Genomic DNA, 18,793 nt, shown 5'->3' on the forward strand with positions numbered 1-18,793 from the left:
GTTATGGCAACGCATGAAACTCATCTACACGATCTTTAAGCTCACCAGCGATGATTTTTTTAGAGTTCTTGTCATTTCTAAACACAATAGGCTGTGCTGCAATGGCAGGATTTCTTGAATCTAATATCGCCTGCTCTATTAGATGATGATGTGGTGACTTACTGCAAACTGGGTCAGCAGCTTCAGCATCGCCCGTGAGCAAGAATGTCTGACAACGACAACCACCTAAATCGTTTTCTTTTTCATCACAGGTGCGGCACGGCTCTTTCATCCAACTATCACCGCGATACTTGTTAAATGCGGGGGAGTCTTTCCAGCTCCAGCCTAGGTCTGTATCTTTAACATTTGGGAACTGCATGTTAGGTAATACGCGTGCGGAGTGACAAGGCAACACATCACCATTAGCCGTCACAATCATAAACACTTCACCCCAACCGTTCATACATTTTTTAGGGCGATCTGAGAAGTAATCCGGCACCACAAAGAAAATCTTCATCTTACTGCCAGATTTTTCCCTGAATTCATTGGTGATTCTTTCCGCTTCATCTACCTGCTCTTTAGTTGGCATCAATTGACTACGGTTAACTAAAGACCAGCCATAATATTGCGTGTTGGCGAGTTCGATATATTCTGCACCCAGCGCATCAGCCATCTCTAAAATTTCTTTCATGTGGCCAATGTTATAGCGATGAATCACCACATTGAGCACCATTGGATAGCCATGACTTTTAATCATCGCCGCAACTTTTTTCTTCAGCTCAAAAGTTTTAGTATTGGTAATGAAGTTGTTAATTTCTTCAGTAATATCATGCATAGATAACTGAATATGGTCTAAACCGCCTTCTTTAAACGCCTGAATGCGTTTTTCTGTCAGCCCAACACCAGAGGTAATCAGATTACTGTAATAGCCAAGCTTTCTGGCTTCAACAACAATCTCTTCAATATCATCACGCAATAATGGTTCGCCACCTGAAATACCCAACTGTATGGCGCCTAATTTACGCGCATCACGCAGTGCCTGTATCCATTGCTCGGTGGTTAATTCATTTTGCGTATGCTTGTCGTAATCAGTAGGGTTATAGCAAAATGCACAATGCAACGGACAACGATACGTAACCTCGGCTAACAGCCATAATGGCTGGGTTTGTGTAACACCGGCTGCAACACCATTATTTTGAGCATGAGTGGCATGGATGGTCTTTTGAACCACTGACTCACCTAAAGATGCTTGTGTCATTTTGCTACTCCTAAATTTATCTAAGCTTTACGTATCCAAGCTTTACTTAACGCAAGCTCAAACATGCCAATAATATCTTTTTCGATGTTTTCAGCATCTGGAAATGTGGCTTTTAAATCAGCGACCACATCCCCTACCGTTGCTTTACCATCTAGACGTTTAATCACTTCACCGGCACCACCATGTAGTTTGACCATGCCTTCAGGAAAAAGTATCACATAACTACTTTGTGCCTCTTCCCACTGAAAACGGTGATGCAGTGAAAGTGTGTAAATATCGCTGTCTTGTATCGTGTTATCCATCATTTACTTTCTTAGCTTACGTTCATCACCGGTTGACGTAAATAATCGCGGCCTTCAACTTTGATGTCGGCTGATTGCAACATAATCGCATCAGCCATTACCCACAATACATCTAGTTTAAATTGCAATATATCTAATGCACGCATTTGCATTTCACGGGTTTGGCTAAAGTAATCTAAAGTCACTTGCAAGCCTTGTTCAACGTCACGGCGTGCCTGAGTCAATCTGTTTTTAAAGTATTGCATACCTTCTGCATTAATCCATGGATACATCTCAGGCCATGAGTCTATACGTTGTTGGTGAATATGCGGTGCAAATAGTTCAGTTAAACTTGAGCAGACAGACTCCTGCCATGAGCGCTGTTTTGCAAAGTTGATATATGCATCCACAGCAAATTTAGTACCAGGGGCAACCAGCTTTAATGAAGTGACATCTTCACGGCTTAAACCCACTGCTGCGCCTAGGTGAATCCACGCCTCAATACCGCCCTCGCCACCCTCTGCAATTTCGCCGCTGCCATCATGGTCAAAAATACGTTGAATCCAGCCACGACGTAATTCACGGTCTGGACAGTTTGATAAAATTGCTGCGTCTTTCATTGGAATCGCAATTTGGTAATAATAGCGATTTGCAACCCATGCCTGCATCTGTTGCTGCGTAAGTTTGCCCTCATACATCAACACGTGAATTGGGTGATAGATATGATAGCCCTTACCCTTTTCACGTAATTTAGCTTCAAACTCTTCTTTAGACCAGGGTGCCAATTTTTCAGCCATTTTTATCTCCAAATATTTAAAGTGTTTTAACCAATAAAGACGCTTTTACTTTAAGCTTCCGTCAGCAAAGGCTGTATCAGCACATTGCCTCACATATAAAAGCGTCTAAGCACTTTGTATTCTTACAAAATAATATCCATGCCGTCATAAGCCACTTCAATTTTGTGTTCATTCAACACAGCGCGCTCGGCAGAATCTTCACGTAAAATCGGGTTGGTGTTGTTGATATGAATCAACACTTTTCTTACATCACCAAATTTATCCAGCTCTTCAATCATGCCGCCCTTACCAGATTGTGGGTTATGGCCAATACTGCGTGCAGTCTTAGTCATTAAACCTAAATCCAACATTTCTGTATCTGTCCAGAACGTGCCATCCACCATGATGCAATCGGCTTGACTCATTAATTCTGGCAAGTGCGGCTCAATTTCACCCAAACCTGGCGAGTACCAGCATTTTTTACCTGAGCTAATTTCTTCAATCAACACACCAATCGTATCGCCAGGATGTGGGTCATTACGGTGTGGTGAATAAGGAGGGGCCGCACTCTTTAGTGCAACTGCTGTGAATTTCAAGTTAGGTACATTAGGGATGGTGAAGCTGGTTTTACCATCAATTGGTACATTGTGATGATTAACGCCACAATAATGGTTTAATATATTTAGAATCTGATTACCTGAAGTTAAGTCCTCATACACCATATCTGTACAGTAAATCTCACGTTTAACTTTACCCTCACGCAACATAAACAGGCCTGTAGTATGGTCAATTTGCGCATCAATCAGCACAATCGCCTGAATGCCACTATCCCGTACAGCACGCCCTGGCTGCAATGGTGCAAAGTCTTGGATCTGCTGCAATACATCTGGAGAAGCATTAAACAAAACCCAGTTTACGCCATCGCCACTTACGCAGATTGATGACTGTGTACGCTTGGTTGCTTTGATCGTGCCTTTACGTAAACCATCACAGTTAAAACAATTACAATTCCACTGCGGAAAACCACCCCCAGCACCAGCCCCTAATACGTGTATATGCATGAATCTCTACATTTCTATTTAAATTAATCTTCAATCATTAAAAAATGTGCTTTATAAAAACACCACAATTTTTTTGTAAAAAAATGATATCAACCCTATAAAAATCATTCTTTTACAAAAAAAGGCTGTCTCACGGCAGCCTTTTTTAATATTACGTGAACAATAATTACTTGTTCATTACGTACATTGTTACTTCAAAGCCAAAACGCATTTCAGTAGCTGCTGGTGTTGTCCACATAATAATATCCTTTTAAATTTAGTTGATTTCGCTACGCGCTTATTGCTGTAACGTGAGAAGCATTCTGCGCCCTAATTCATATGTACAACACTGCAAACTTACCCGATATCTACTAAGTAAATTCATGATGAGTGGGCGCTTATTTGCTTAGGCCTTCATTATGTTAGTTAACACCTCTAAAAACTTTGCATTCTCAGAGAATAAACCAATACTCACTCTCAGATACTCAGGCATTTCATAATTAGCCACGGGTCTTACAATCACGCCCTGCTGTAACAGTTTTTGATTAATACCAGCAGCATCCCCTACTTTGACACTAATGAAATTTGCAAATGATGGAATATAAGTCAACCCTAGCTGATCAAAGCCATGCTTTAACTGCGCCATACCTGCTTGATTCAATGCATAACTGCGCTCAACAAAGTCTTCATCAGCTAATGAAGCAATAGCAGCAGCCTGCGCAACGCTATTCACATTAAAAGGCTGGCGCACTCGATTCATCATATCTGCAACTGGTGCATGACATAAACCAAAACCTATGCGTAAACCAGCCAAACCATATGCTTTGGAAAAAGTGCGTGAAATCACTAAGTTTTCAAATTCTTTGAGCCAGCCAATGGCTTGAGATTTATATTCAGCAGGTAAATATTCGTCGTATGCTTCATCAAGCACTACAAGCACATGCTTGGGCACTTGTTTCAAGAATGCATATAAAGCATCTTTAGCTAACAAAGTGCCTGTTGGGTTATTAGGATTTGCGATAAAAATCAAGCTAGTTTTATCAGTCACCGCTGCCAGCATCGCAGTTAAATCGTGGCCGAAATCTTTAGCAGGCACCACGACACCTTTAGCGCCCATGGCTTGCGTGACTAATGGATAAACCGCAAAAGCATGTTGCGAGTAAATGACTTCACTATCGCAACTCAAGTAAGCACGTGCCACCAACTCTAAAATATCATTAGAGCCGTTGCCAAACACAATCTGCTCAGGCGCAACGCTAAACTTATTACTTACAGCTTCACGCAACGCAAAGCTGTTACCATCCGGGTACCTTGCAATGTCTAAAATTGCCTCCTGAATTGCATAATCAGCTTTAGGGCTAATACCTAATGGGTTTTCATTTGAAGCCAGTTTAACAATATCCTCAACTTTTAGATTCATTTCTCGGGCAAGCTCAGTGATCGGTTTCCCACCCTGATATGGCGCGATTTTTTGGATATGTTGAGGGGCTTGTATGGTCATGGTGTGATTTGATATAGAAAGTTAAAAGTGAAGAAGATAAGAAAAGTAAAGCCATCAACAAGTTGCAGGCAATGATCTACAACTTGTTGTTTAATTAGTGTATAAAATTATAGTTATTCACTAAAAAGCATCATCATGCATGCATTTTCCCGAAATTTTCGTTAAATTCAGTGTAAATAACCACCAAATAAAAAACTAAGCAGCGCTAAACAACAGCCTGTGGGTAAGACCCTAAAAGCTTAAGATAAGAAGCTCTAGATGTGACTTCCTGTATGGCCGAAGCGACATTGCCGTCTTGCACATGCCCTTCAATATCAACATAGAACACATACTCCCACATGCCGCCTTTGGCTGGTCTGGACTCCAGCTTAGTCATGCTGACATTGTGGTTCGCTAATGGCTCTAACAACCCTAAAATAGCACCTGGCTGATTCTTGGTTGCCGTGACAAAAGAAGTTTTGTCCTGACCTGAAGGCGCCACATCATGCGCTGACAACACTAAAAAGCGTGTGGTGTTTTTAGGATCATCTTCAATATTTTCAGCAAGCACATTTAAATTGAACAATTCAGCCGCGCGTTTACTAGCAATTGCCGCAGCAAAAGTGCCATCTGCCGCAATTAAATCATGAATCATCTGTGCCGCACGTGCATTGCTAGTGACCGGTTCACGCTCTGCTTTTGGTAGCATTTTATTGAGCCACTCATGGCACTGAGCTAAAGACTGTGAATGTGAAAATACGTGCGATATTTGCTGTATATCGGTTTGCTTTGACAGCAAACAGTGATGAATTGGGATGGTAACTTCACCACAAATTCTGAGCGGACTGCTCAATAGCAAATCTAAGGTTAAGCCAACCGCTCCCTCATTTGAGTTTTCTACAGGCACCACGCCATAATCAGCCTGGCCAGACTCAACGGTACGGAACACCTCATCAATCGATCCGCATACAACCGCATGCTTTCCTTCACCAAACTGCTTTAAAGCTGCCTCTTCACTGTAAGTGCCGAGTGGACCTAAAAAAGCCACGGTAAGCTCTTTTTCCAATGCACGGCAGTTAGACATGATGCTGCGGAAAATATTGGTGACCGCTTCTGCAGGCAAGGGGCCAGCGTTCAGATCCATTAAACGTCTTAAGACCTGTGCTTCGCGTTCCGGACGATAAATTACCCCATCATCTTTAAGCTCGCCAATATGGCGAGCATGGCTCGCACGCTCATTGGCAAGTTTAAGGATTTGTTCATCAATCGCATCAATTTGGTCACGATGCTGCTTTAACAGGCTTGATAATTGTTCTTTAGACATATTAGTGCGCTTTTTCAAATTCCTGCATATAACTCACCAACGCCTGCACACCTTCAATCGGCATTGCATTGTAAATTGACGCACGCATACCACCGACCATACGATGCCCTTTTAACTGCAGCAAACCTTTAGCTTCTGCACCTTTTAAGAAAGCATCATTTAATGATTCATCCGCCAAGAAAAACGGAATATTCATGCGCGAACGATTATTTACAGCGATGTTATTGATATAAAAATCAGTGCTATCAATGTAGTCATAAAGTAGATTAGCTTTTTGAATATTTACCTGCTCTATCGCACTCACTCCACCCTGCGCTAATAGCCACTCAAATACCAAACCTGCGATATAAATGCCATAGGTCGGCGGCGTGTTGATCATTGATTGATTTTCAGACTGTGTTTTCCAGTTAAACACAGCTGGGGTTAACGTTGATGCGCGATCTAATAAGTCTTCACGCACAATCACGATACATAACCCTGCTGGACCTATGTTTTTTTGTGCGCCACCGTAAATCACACCATACTTAGTCACATCAATCGGACGTGACAGAATATGTGAAGACATGTCAGCTACAATAGGCACATCACCTGCATCTGGTAAGCCGTCAAACTCTACGCCATTGATTGTTTCATTAGTACAGATATGCAGATATGCCGCATTTTTATTGAGTTTCCAAGTTGAAAACGCAGGTACATTGGTAAAGCCATCCGCTTCACTGCTGGCTACCACGTTGATCTTGCCATAAGCATTGGCATCTTCCACACTGCGTTTAGACCATGCACCGGTCACCACATAGTCGGCCTCACCACCATTGAGCAGATTCATTGGGATAATTGCATTTTCGGCAATGGCGCCACCTTGCAAGAACAATACTTTATAGTTTTGCGGCACATTAAGTAGCTTACGTAAATCTGCCTCAGTTTTAGCCAAAATACTGGTGAATTCTTTACCACGGTGTGACATTTCCATCACACTCATGCCGGAGCCTTGCCAATCAAGCATTTCGGCTTGTGCACGCTCTAAAACTGGCTTAGGTAACACTGCAGGACCTGCAGAAAAGTTATAAATTTTAGTCATTAATTAAGTTCTAAATCAAAAAAATATTATTGAAAATTAAGTAGTTAAACCAAGTTCACATCACTAGGTGCAATCAATGAATGCAGCAACCATATTTGTTAATGCATTCATTGATTAGCTAACAGTACTCGCAGTAAATTCATGCAATTAGCTTTGCTTCACACAGTGTTATTCGACTTCACCGCTGATTTCGATATCAGCGTCAGCATCACCGTCTTCTTCGTCATCTGTTTCTACAATTTTCTCTATGCCTGAAAGCTTTTCACCGTCGCCTAGGTTAATCAAGGTAACACCTTGCGTTGCGCGGCCTAGCTCACGAATCTCACTAACACGAGTACGAATCAACACGCCGCCTGTGGTAATTAGCATGATTTCATCTTCATCGTTGACTAGTTTGGCCGCAACCACCAGACCGTTACGCTCACTCACTGCAATCGCTTTCACGCCCTGTGTACCACGACCTGAACGGCGGAAATCTGCCAGTACGGTACGTTTCCCATAGCCGTTTTCAGTCGCCACCATGACAGTTTGCTGGTCATCTGAGGCAATCAGCAATGATAGAACCTGCTGATCTTCGGCAAGCTTCATGCCGCGCACACCACGTGTTGCACGACCCATTTGACGCACTTCATCTTCGTCAAACCATACGGCTTTACCGCCGTTAGACACGAGCACTACATCATTGCTGCCGTTAGTGATTTCAGCACCGATTAAGTAGTCACCTTCATCCAGATTAATCGCAATAATGCCCGATTTACGTGGGTTAGCGAACTCTGTTAATGCTGTTTTCTTTACGGTACCAAGTGAGGTTGCCATGAAAATAAAGTGATTTTCATCAAAGCTCTTCACAGAAAGAATCGCGTTGATTTTTTCGTTTTCTTCTAGCGGGAATAAGTTAACAATAGGCTTACCACGGCTGGTACGGCTACCTTGCGGTACTTCATACACTTTCAGCCAATACACACGGCCACGATTTGAGAAGCATAAAATGTAATCGTGGGTATTCGCTACGAACATTTTATCGATAAAGTCATCTTCTTTTGTAGCAGCTGCCTGTTTACCACGGCCACCGCGTTTTTGTGCACGATACTCATCTAAAGGCTGAGATTTAATATAGCCGGTATGCGACAAAGTCACCACTACGTCTTGCGGCGCAATTAAGTCTTCTAAAGATAAATCTTGCGCATTTGCTACAATTTCACTGCGGCGTTTATCACCAAACTGCCTTCTGATTTCATTCAGCTCATCTGTGATAATCGCTGTCACACGTGCAGCAGTTGCTAAAATATCAAGCAAGTCCGCAATCACATCCATGACTTCTTTGTATTCATTAACAATTTTGTCTTGCTCAAGGCCTGTCAAACGTTGCAGACGCATTTGCAAGATTTCTTGCGCTTGTACATCGCTTAATTTGTAGCCATCTGGAGTCAGGCCAAAATTCACAGCTAAACCTTCCGGACGCGCAGCTTCCATCGCGGCACGTCTTAGCATTTCCTCAACCACAGGAGACTGCCAAGATTTTGCCATCAAGTCTTTTTTGGCTTCTGGTGGCGTTGGCGCAGCTTTAATGATTGCAATCATTTCGTCCACGTTGGCTAAAGCAACCGCCAAGCCTTCTAACACATGACCGCGCTCGCGTGCCTTACGCAACTCGAACACGGTTCTACGCGTAACAACCTCACGACGGTGACGTAAGAACGCCTCCAGCATTTGCTTCAAGTTAAGTAAACGTGGCTGACCATCTAACAAGGCCACCATATTCATACCAAAAGTATCTTGCAGTTGCGTCTGCTTATACAGATTATTCAACACAACATCAGGAATCTCGCCACGCTTAAGCTCAATCACTACGCGCATACCTGATTTATCAGACTCGTCACGTAAATCAGAAATACCTTCGATTTTTTTCTCGTTTACAAGCTCGGCGATTTTCTCAATCAGCGTTTTCTTGTTCACTTGGTAAGGTAACTCGTCAATAATAATAGATTGACGACCACCTTTATCCATATCTTCAAAGTGAGTACGACCACGCATCACAACACGGCCACGGCCTGTACGGTAGCCCTCTTTAACACCTACCGTACCGTAAATAATACCCGCGGTTGGGAAGTCTGGCGCAGGCACTAACTCGATTAACTCTTCAACCGTTGTCTCTGGATTATTCAGCAGCGCAAAACAGGCATCCAACACTTCGTTCAGGTTGTGTGGCGGAATATTCGTAGCCATACCTACTGCAATGCCTGAGCTACCGTTAATCAGCAGGTTAGGAATACGGGCAGGCATAATTAACGGCTCATGTTCAGAACCATCGTAGTTAGGGCCAAAATCTACCGTTTCTTTGTCAATATCTGCCAATAACTCATGTGCAATTTTCGCCATACGGATTTCCGTATAACGCATCGCCGCGGCGTTATCACCATCCACTGAACCAAAGTTACCCTGACCATCGACCAGCATGTAGCGCAATGAGAAATCCTGCGCCATACGCACGATGGTGTCATAAACCGCCGTATCACCGTGAGGATGGTACTTACCGATTACATCACCAACGATACGTGCTGATTTTTTATATGGCTTGTTGTAATCGTTAGACAGCTCATGCATCGCGTACAAAACGCGCCTGTGCACAGGCTTCAAACCATCCCGAACATCAGGTAACGCACGCCCTACGATTACGCTCATTGCGTAATCTAGGTAAGAGCGGCGCATCTCATCTTCTAGACTAATGGGGAGGGTTTCTTTAGCGAATTGATCCATATTTTGACTGTCTTATAATGGTTTTTATATGGGGCAAATTTTAACATGATTAGCGCGCAAAATAACGCTTACAACCATACTTTTAACATAGTTTTTCAGTGCTAAAAATATGAGGAAAATCTTACTTAAAGTAAACGGGGCAACAGGCTTGAAATTACCATGCTTTGCATATGTTAAACGGCATCAGGTGACGACAAAATACTAGCAGTCAGCACCCTATTCACATCTTGAGACTTAAGTGGACTCTGATGATTGCCACAGCTTAATCATGAGTAAAAATTGAGGCGCGACTGGAGCGCGCCCTGAAAGTAATCTATGCACCATGATGCCTTGCGCACGACGCAATCTAAGGTACAGTATAGTTATCTTGTGTCATTAAATCTACACCGCATTCCAGCTTCTCAACCCAATCAATAAATCGATTGACCATCACCTTACCTTCAAATGAGCGCCCATGCTGCGGCACAATGGATTCAATCTCCAGTTTACGCACCATGGATGCCCACAAGCGACAAGCCTTATTGGATGTCATGTAGCGGCGGTGAAATGGCAGCATGGTGGGTAAATGACGATCAAAATCGGTGACTGGCTCAACGGCAAGGTCATGGTGTACCAACGACGCACCTAAATCGCCTGAAAATAAAATCTTGCTAGTCACATCGTAAAACTGGAAATTACCTTCAGAATGAAGAAAGTGTGCAGGTATTGCCTTGATGGTTGCACCACCCAAGGTGATATTCATACCACAGTCAGGAATACCAATAATACGGTTTTTGGTATTGCCCACACTGCAAAAATGCGGCAGGAATCGCTCCCAAATCGCAGGCGCTAGCACCTTACACTCAGTGCCTACCAGCCATTTATTGATGGATGCTACGATATCCGGGTCTTGATGAGAGGCGAAGATATAATCTAGCTTACGAAAGTGAAAATACTTTCCCATACCCATGACTAACGCGCTGTAAGTCATATTACCGCCCGGATCAATCAGCGCACCGTGACCGTCATTGACAATCAAAAACTGATTGGATTGAACCGCTTCATCTGATGCATCAGTATCTGATAAATCGCTGAATTTCACACAAATGTGCTTGCCGTTATTAAATAGTTCTGATGCCACGTTTTGCTAACCTTTTGACCATAAATCAAAACTGCGCATCACTCACTAAAATAGCGATGCACAGAATGCTAATTGAAAAAGACAACCCTAAGGTTGTCTTTTTATCTCAATTACACATTGCAGCTAATGACGTACATCAAACAGGCAAGCATTTAGCTTGTTAGCAGTGCCAAATCAGCCTTTAAGTCTTCAATATGCTCTAGACCCACCGCGATACGCACCAAACCATCACTAATACCGGCAGCCGTACGCGCTTCAGGCGTTACTCGACTATGCGTAGTGGTTGCTGGGTGCGTAATCGTGCTTTTTGCATCCCCTAAGTTTGCAGTAATTGATATCAATTGCGTAGAGTCAATCAATGCCCACGCGGACTCTTGTGCAGTTTTACCCGCACTCGGCTTCACCTCAAAGGTCACAATACCAGCACCACTCAGTTGCTGACTCATGGCTAGCGCATGCTGTGGGTGAGATTTCAGCCCAGGGTAATGGACACGACTCACCTGCGGCTGCGCCTCTAGCCACGTGGCTAATGCCAAGGCATTTTTGGCATGCGCTTCCATACGCACATGCAATGTTTCCAAACCTTTTAAAAACACCCAGGCATTAAAAGCACTCATGGTCACTCCAGCCGTACGCAAGAAGGCATAGACCGGCTCCATCAACGTCTTAGGGCCCAATACCGCGCCACCTAAGCACCTGCCCTGCCCATCAATGTATTTGGTCGCTGAGTGAATCACGATATCTGCACCCAATGCTAACGGGCGTTGAATTGCTGGTGTGCAAAAACAATTATCCACCACCAAGTGTGCGCCCGCCTTGTGTGCAATGTCAGCCAACAAGCGAATATCGCACACCTCAGTTAATGGGTTAGAGGGTGTTTCCACAAAGAACAGCTTGGTTTTTGCAGTTGCTGCAGCCTGCCACTCGCTCGCGTCAGTCAGCGAAACAAATGTCACATCCAGCCCCCAGCGTTTTAGTATATTGCCAAACAGCTGTACGCTAGTACCAAAGATGCTGCGCGAAGCCACAACATGATCGCCGGCAGAACATAAGCCCATGACGCACGCCAAAATTGCAGACATACCGCTGGAAGTTGCCACGCATTGCTCAGCGCCTTCTAAGGCAGCCAGTTTATTTTGGAACATAGTTACAGTAGGATTGGTGAAGCGCGAATAAATATTACCGGGCTCTGTGCCGCCAAATCTGGCAGCAGCTTGTGCCGCGCTTTCAAACCTAAAGCTAGAGTTCAGGAACAAAGCCTCGGAATTTTCTCCATAAGGCGTTGATTCGCTACCGGCACGCACACTAAGTGTTTCTGGGTGAAATTGTAAATTATTATTCATCATTACCTCTAAGTTCTTGATTACCGCGAAGTTCTCGGGACATAAAAAAACCCGCTTAAGCATTGCGCTAAAACGGGTTCTTTTTTACTCGCTTTAGCTGTGTTTATAATGCGCCCGCAAGCTGAGTGTGGCCTTGATTAATGTTGGCAAACTCAAATCAGCGCAATTTCATGTTAGCCCTAAGTTTAAGCACAGTCAAGCATTAAACTTGGGCAAGCATGCGTTACAGATGGCGTAGATTAAACGCCCTCCTCCACCTCAATACCGTTAGCGTTGATTAAATTCAAATCTAATTGTGTGCTTGAATTTGCCGGTTTGGCGTTTTTCTGGCCATCACCGCGCGCAGATTCAATTCTTGATAAATACGCCTCACTAATATCACCAGTGACATATTTACCATCGAAACATGAGCAATCAAACGCCTTGATATTTGGGTTGCTTTGCTTGATACCATCCACCAGCGCATCAAGATCTTGATAGATAAGCGCATCAGCACCGATTTCTTTACAGATTTCCTCATCGCTGCGGCCTGTAGCCAACAACTCATCGCGGCTTGGCATGTCAATGCCATACACGTTAGGGAAACGTACCGGAGGTGCAGCTGAAGCAAAGTACACTTTGGTTGCGCCTGCATCACGAGCCATCTGCACAATTTGCTGTGAGGTTGTGCCACGTACGATAGAGTCATCTACCAGCAATACATTCTTGCCTTTAAACTCAATGCCAATCGGGTTGAGTTTTTGGCGTACTGACTTTTTACGTAACGCTTGGCCCGGCATAATAAAAGTACGGCCAATATAGCGGTTTTTAATAAAGCCTTCACGATAATCCAAACCTAATGCCAAACCAACCTGCAGCGCACTAGGACGGCTAGTATCAGGAATTGGGATAACAACATCAATCTTTTTGTCCGCCCACTCACGCTTGATTTTCTCAGCCAGACTTTTACCCATGTCTAAACGCGTTTGATACACAGACACGCCATCAATCACTGAATCTGGACGCGCCAAATAGACATACTCAAAAATACATGGGTTTAATTTCGCTTCATCAGAACATTGACGTGAATAGAAGTTACCTTCCATATCAATAAATACTGCTTCACCAGGCTCCACGTCGCGCACAACTTGAAAGCCTAATACATCCAAAGCCACGCTTTCAGAAGCAACGATGTACTCAGTACCTTTATCTGTTTCACTCTTACCAATCACCAACGGGCGAATGCCATTAGGATCACGGAATGCAAGTAAGCCGAAATTAGCAATCATCGCCACCACTGCATACGCACCCTTACAGCGCTTGTGAACACCAGCAACCGCATCAAACGCCATATCAGTATTCAATACTGCGTTACGTGATGTTTTTTCAATTTCATGCGCAAGCACGTTAAGCAAGACTTCTGAGTCTGAGCTAGTGTTGATATGGCGTAAATCCTGACGGAACATCTCAGATTTTAACTGCTCAGAGTTGGTCAAATTTCCGTTATGACCCAGCACAATACCAAATGGAGAGTTGACGTAAAATGGCTGTGCTTCAGCAGCGTTAGATGAACCAGCTGTTGGGTAACGTACATGGGCAATACCAGCATTGCCAACTAAGCTACGCATGTGACGGGTTTGAAACACGTCTTTCACTAGCCCGTTATTTTTATGCATAAAGAAAGTATTACCATCACAGGTCACAATGCCTGCGGCATCTTGCCCTCTATGCTGAAGTACCAGTAATCCATCATACAACAACTGATTAACCGGGTTCTTACCAACAATCCCTATAATTCCACACATGTGTCGAGCCTTCTATATAAATAATAATTCTAGTCGTATTTAACGTGCTTCGTGATGCTCTCAGGCATCCAAGGCAACAAGTTAACTACCAGCGCCTCTATAGGTGCGCTAAACATTGCATTGCGCCATCTAGGATCTTTAGGGATATCCGTCAACCCAGCCAGAAAGACAATGACACACACAATGAGTAATCCTCGGGCTACACCGAACAAAGCGCCTAAAAATCGATTCAACCAGCCTAAACCGGCCTTTTTGAAAATTGCAGATAACGCAATACCAAGCAATGTAGCAAGCAGTAAAGTTGCTAAGAACAGTACTAAAAAAGCCGCCAGCACTCGCAGTGCATCGTTAGGAATATCCACAGGCATCATCGGAAGCAATTGGTTGGTGTAAGTAACACCAACGTAAAATGCTGCGACTAAACCCACAATTGCGAGCACTTCTCTAATCATGCCACGCATGACACTTAATATTACTGATAAGCCTATTATGATTAATACAATGTAGTCAAAAATCGTCATTTCAAGTCTCTACCAAAACTTTATCAAAACACATCGCTGTTAAGAGGAATCGCTGCGTCAGATTAATCATTACTGATAACGATGCCAGACAGCCCGATCTCTTTTATCTTCACTAATGCGTTCATCGCGTCCTGACGAGATGTAAATTTGCCAGCCTTAAGACGTAGCGCATCACCTTTAGGCGTTGTCGCTTTTTCGGTGACAGTTGTAAATCCAGCCTGTTTAAGCTGCTCTTGCAAACGCTTTACATTTGCGGCATCAGAGTACACACCAACCTGCACAGTAAAACTGGAGGCCGACTTGGCTGGTGATTTTTCTTCAGCAGCTTTAGGCGTCGCCGTATTTATTTCAGCCGCCACCTTTTCCACAGGCTTCACAACTTTTACTGGGTCTGGTTTTTTGATCTCAGGTTTAGGCAAAGCAACTGGCTCAGCTTTAGCTTCAGTTACTTTATTTTCAGCGGCTTTAGCTTCAGCAGCTTTTGCTAAAGACTTTCTACGCTCCAACTCTTTCGCTTCCGCCTCTTTTATCGCGGCAATATTTTCCACATTTGGTGTATCAATCAGCTCAGTTTGCGCCGAATCTTGAGGCTCGTTTACAGATTGATCGATAACTGGCTGGGTTGGTGCCTGAGGCTCTTTCGATACAGAAGTTTGCTCATGCATAACTTCAGGCATTGTAATCTTGATAGGCTCAGGCTTGGTAAGCGCAGAACGGTCTTGAAGTATCTGCGGCAAGATGATAATCATCAACAGCACGAGTGCAACCGCACCCACTAAGCGCCTACGCGCTCTTTTTTTAAGTATTAACGCTTGATCCACTTGTAAATCTACGGACATCACTGCTTCCTTAAAGGGGTGTTTACATGTTCGTTTAAATATTGCATCACACTAGAAACCGTGAAAAACGAACCGAACGCGACGATTTTATCATTTTCGCGCTGTTCTATACAGCTTTCTCTATCCAGATTAGCCTGACTATACGCATCCGTTAAACTAGCAAAAATTTTGACCTCAGCATTTGGTATTACCTCATGAATTGCTGCTACCAAGGCAGCAACACTCGCGCCTCTGACATGCTCAATCGGAGCCACATACCAAGTATCAATTTCATCCTTTAACACCTCAACAACGCCTCTGATATCTTTATCAGCTAACATTGAAAATACAGAAAGAATATGTACAGGCTCATCGCCCTCGTTGCAGACTACTGATGACTTAAGTGCTTTTAGATTCTCGGCCAAAGCCACTGCCGCATGGGGGTTATGTGCAACATCTAATATCAACCATGGGAAGCGGGCATCCGTATAAAACCTTCCCATCAGTTTAATCTCTTGCATGGCTTTTACAATAGATTCCACTGCAACTGGTAACACTAACTGCAACGCAGTTACTGCGGTTATCGCACATGCTGCATTATTTAATTGATATTGACCTTTTAAGGCTGGTATAGGTAAATGGTACATGCGCTGCTGGTTGCTTAAATAATACCAACCAGTGCTGGCTAGCTCATAACCAAACTCATGCTGTATGCACATTAAATTAGCATTCACCTCTTTAGCGAAAGCAATCAAAGTGCTGGGCGGGTTAATGTCACCACAAATAGCTGGGATTGATGGACGATACACACCGGCCTTTTCATAGCCAATCAACTCACGTGTATCCCCCAACAGGTCTTGATGATCTAAGTCTACGTTAGTTACAATTGTGCAATCCGGCTCAAAAGCATTGACCGCATCCAGCCTACCGCCCAGCCCTATTTCCAGTATTGCGACATCAACACCTGTCTGCACAAAATGCCACACCGCGGCAAGCGTGCCTATTTCAAAATAGGTGAGTGATATTGCACCACTCTGACCAGCCACCCCCTGCCTCGCTGCTTCTACAGCGGCGAATGCAGCACATAAAGATGCATCGCTCGCCTCTTGCCCACTCACCTGAACACGCTCGTTATAACGCAAGATGTGTGGTGATGTATAGCAACCGACACGATAACCTGCATGCTGGTAAATTTGAGACAACATGGTGCATGTTGAGCCCTTACCATTAGTGCCGGCTACTGTAATAATCTTAAATGTTGGCTTGAGCGCTAATCTATCAGCAACCGTCTTAATACGACCTAACCCCATTTCGATGGCACTAGGGTGTAATTGCTCAATGTATGTTAACCAAGCTGATAAATCTTTGGGTGGCGCCTCCTGTAAAAAGCCATTAGACATGCAAAAAGCCTTTATGCATTTAAAGTCAGCCCCAAAAAAATCATCCCTAAATCAAAGATATAGCAAAATAAAACACTAAGCCACTGCTGGCAAACGCATCAAGTTAGCTAACAACGCAGCTAATCTATTGCGCATTTCACGGCGATCAATAATTAAATCAATTGCGCCATGCTCCAGCAAGAACTCTGCGCGCTGAAAACCGTCCGGCAATGTTTCACGCACCGTTTGCTCAATCACACGAGGGCCAGCAAAGCCAATCAAAGCCTGAGGCTCTGCCACAATCACATCGCCTAACATCGCAAAGCTAGCAGAAACACCGCCCATCGTTGGGTCAGTCAGTACAGAGATATATGGCAAACCAGCTTTGCTTAATTGTGTTAATGCTGCGCTGGTCTTAGCCATTTGCATCAGCGATAACAAACCCTCTTGCATACGCGCACCACCACTGGCAGAAATACAGATAAATGCCATTTTATTGTCAATCGCAGTTTGTACACCACGCGCAAAACGCTCACCAACCACAGAGCCCATAGAGCCACCCATGAACTTAAACTCAAAAACCGCAACAACCGCAGGAACAGCCTTAATACTGCCTTGCATCACGATTAATGCATCTTTTTCATTGACAGATTTTTGTGATTCTTTGATACGATCAGCGTAACTCTTACTATCTTTGAATTTCAACGGGTCAATTGGTTGCACATTTGCGCCAATTTCAAATTGCCCCTCAGCGTCTAACAGTTGTGCTAAACGTGCACGTGCGCCTATACGGTTGTGATAGCCACATTTAGGGCAAACCTCTGCGTTGTCTTCTAAATCTTTACGATAAAGTACAGACTGGCAAGATGAGCACTTGCTCCAAAGACCTTCTGGTACTGTTTTTTTATCAGCACCAACCACACGTTGAATTTTTTGCGGTAATTTATTTAACCAACCCATTGCATATTCCTTTTAACAATTACGCAGCATCAACTGCGGTTTTTAACTCTTGCATCAATGCGGCAACATTGTCTAACAAATTATCATCGTTAGAAGCTTCGATTTCCAGCACCATACGGCTACCCACTACCACCGCATCAGCAATTGCGGCAGTTGCTTTTGCTGTAGCTGCATCGCGAATCCCAAAACCAACACCAACAGGCAAGCTAGTTTGCTCACGAATAGAGGCTACACGCGCAGAAACTTCTACAATATCCAGATTTGCGGCGCCAGTAACGCCTTTAAGCGAGACGTAATAGACAAAACCACTCGCCTGATTAACGATTAACTCCACACGTTTTGGCTCCGTTGTTGGCGACAATAAAAATACAGGGTCAATATCACGTGCGCGTAACTCTTTAACAAAGTCACCACACTCTTCGGGAGGATAATCTACGGTAATAACACCATCAACATCCGCAGCCTTAGCTCTGTCAGCAAAGACAGTAGCGCCAATTGCTTCAATTGGATTGGCATATCCCATCAAAATAATCGGTGTTGTTTGGTTGGTTTTGCGAAACTCTTTCACCATATCCAACACTGCTGTCAAACCAACCTTATGCACTAACGCGCGTTCGCTCGCACGCTGAATCACAGGGCCATCCGCCATCGGGTCTGAAAAAGGCACACCAAGCTCAATCATATCTGCGCCATTTTTAACCAAAGTGTGCATTAAATTAACGGTGTGCTTAGGATGCGGATCTCCTGCCGTAATATAAGGGATCAAGGCTGTTTTACCTTGCTGTTTCAATGTAGCAAAAGTTGTTTGAATTCGTGACATAGTGAGCTTAATGTTGTACTAGTTAGTTAATCTTAAGATCGGAGTTTAGTGAGTGATGTATGCACGGCAAGCTGC

Annotated in this window: 17 protein-coding genes; all 17 read right to left on the bottom strand. The window is 43.8% G+C overall.

The annotated features are described in order from the left end of the window. Position 1: 1 nt before the first annotated feature. The gene (gene pqqE, locus ACSSU7_RS04320; RefSeq protein ID WP_492517496.1) at positions 2-1,237 is read right to left on the bottom strand and encodes a pyrroloquinoline quinone biosynthesis protein PqqE; all 1,236 of its coding nucleotides are present in this window, start codon (positions 1,235-1,237) and stop codon (positions 2-4) included. Positions 1,238-1,257: 20 nt separating this feature from the next. Beyond that, entirely contained in the window at positions 1,258-1,539 is a 282-nt protein-coding gene (gene pqqD / locus ACSSU7_RS04325) for a pyrroloquinoline quinone biosynthesis peptide chaperone PqqD (protein ID WP_492517811.1), read from the bottom strand. Positions 1,540-1,550: 11 nt separating this feature from the next. Next, positions 1,551-2,315 carry a pyrroloquinoline-quinone synthase PqqC gene (gene pqqC / locus ACSSU7_RS04330; protein ID WP_492517497.1) on the bottom strand — a complete coding sequence of 255 codons (765 nt, stop codon included), beginning with the start codon at positions 2,313-2,315 and terminating at the stop codon, positions 1,551-1,553. Positions 2,316-2,437: 122 nt separating this feature from the next. Further along, positions 2,438-3,355, bottom strand: coding sequence for a pyrroloquinoline quinone biosynthesis protein PqqB (gene pqqB, locus ACSSU7_RS04335; RefSeq protein ID WP_492517498.1), 918 nt, complete (start codon positions 3,353-3,355; stop codon positions 2,438-2,440). A gap of 166 nt (positions 3,356-3,521) precedes the next feature. Next, the gene (gene pqqA, locus ACSSU7_RS04340) at positions 3,522-3,593 is read right to left on the bottom strand and encodes a pyrroloquinoline quinone precursor peptide PqqA (RefSeq protein WP_012777389.1); all 72 of its coding nucleotides are present in this window, start codon (positions 3,591-3,593) and stop codon (positions 3,522-3,524) included. A 147-nt stretch (positions 3,594-3,740) separates the two neighbouring features. Beyond that, the gene (gene hisC / locus ACSSU7_RS04345; RefSeq protein ID WP_492517499.1) at positions 3,741-4,835 is read right to left on the bottom strand and encodes a histidinol-phosphate transaminase; all 1,095 of its coding nucleotides are present in this window, start codon (positions 4,833-4,835) and stop codon (positions 3,741-3,743) included. A 205-nt stretch (positions 4,836-5,040) separates the two neighbouring features. Beyond that, a complete protein-coding gene (pheA, locus tag ACSSU7_RS04350) occupies positions 5,041-6,138 on the bottom strand; it encodes a prephenate dehydratase (protein WP_492517500.1) in 1,098 nt (365 codons plus the stop codon). A 1-nt stretch (position 6,139) separates the two neighbouring features. After that, positions 6,140-7,216, bottom strand: coding sequence for a 3-phosphoserine/phosphohydroxythreonine transaminase (gene serC / locus ACSSU7_RS04355; RefSeq protein WP_492517501.1), 1,077 nt, complete (start codon positions 7,214-7,216; stop codon positions 6,140-6,142). 168 nt (positions 7,217-7,384) lie between these two features. Next, the gene (gene gyrA / locus ACSSU7_RS04360; RefSeq protein WP_492517502.1) at positions 7,385-9,973 is read right to left on the bottom strand and encodes a DNA gyrase subunit A; all 2,589 of its coding nucleotides are present in this window, start codon (positions 9,971-9,973) and stop codon (positions 7,385-7,387) included. Positions 9,974-10,319: 346 nt separating this feature from the next. Beyond that, positions 10,320-11,093 (bottom strand): oxygen-binding di-iron domain-containing protein, encoded by a 774-nt coding sequence (locus ACSSU7_RS04365; protein WP_492517503.1) that lies wholly within the window; start codon positions 11,091-11,093, stop codon positions 10,320-10,322. A 152-nt stretch (positions 11,094-11,245) separates the two neighbouring features. Next, positions 11,246-12,436 (bottom strand): O-succinylhomoserine sulfhydrylase, encoded by a 1,191-nt coding sequence (locus tag ACSSU7_RS04370; protein ID WP_492517812.1) that lies wholly within the window; start codon positions 12,434-12,436, stop codon positions 11,246-11,248. Positions 12,437-12,675: 239 nt separating this feature from the next. After that, positions 12,676-14,220 carry an amidophosphoribosyltransferase gene (purF, locus tag ACSSU7_RS04375; RefSeq protein ID WP_492517504.1) on the bottom strand — a complete coding sequence of 515 codons (1,545 nt, stop codon included), beginning with the start codon at positions 14,218-14,220 and terminating at the stop codon, positions 12,676-12,678. Positions 14,221-14,249: 29 nt separating this feature from the next. Beyond that, entirely contained in the window at positions 14,250-14,741 is a 492-nt protein-coding gene (locus tag ACSSU7_RS04380; RefSeq protein WP_492517505.1) for a CvpA family protein, read from the bottom strand. A 62-nt stretch (positions 14,742-14,803) separates the two neighbouring features. After that, a complete protein-coding gene (locus tag ACSSU7_RS04385) occupies positions 14,804-15,580 on the bottom strand; it encodes an SPOR domain-containing protein (protein ID WP_492517506.1) in 777 nt (258 codons plus the stop codon). Next, entirely contained in the window at positions 15,580-16,959 is a 1,380-nt protein-coding gene (gene folC / locus ACSSU7_RS04390; protein WP_492517507.1) for a bifunctional tetrahydrofolate synthase/dihydrofolate synthase, read from the bottom strand. The genes ACSSU7_RS04385 and folC overlap by 1 nt, the downstream gene beginning before the upstream one ends. Before the next feature lie 75 nt (positions 16,960-17,034). Further along, positions 17,035-17,898, bottom strand: coding sequence for an acetyl-CoA carboxylase, carboxyltransferase subunit beta (accD, locus tag ACSSU7_RS04395; protein ID WP_492517508.1), 864 nt, complete (start codon positions 17,896-17,898; stop codon positions 17,035-17,037). 19 nt (positions 17,899-17,917) lie between these two features. Then, the gene (trpA, locus tag ACSSU7_RS04400; RefSeq protein ID WP_492517509.1) at positions 17,918-18,718 is read right to left on the bottom strand and encodes a tryptophan synthase subunit alpha; all 801 of its coding nucleotides are present in this window, start codon (positions 18,716-18,718) and stop codon (positions 17,918-17,920) included. Positions 18,719-18,793 lie beyond the last annotated feature (75 nt).

This window comes from Methylotenera sp. E1MeOHC1 (assembly GCF_058745595.1).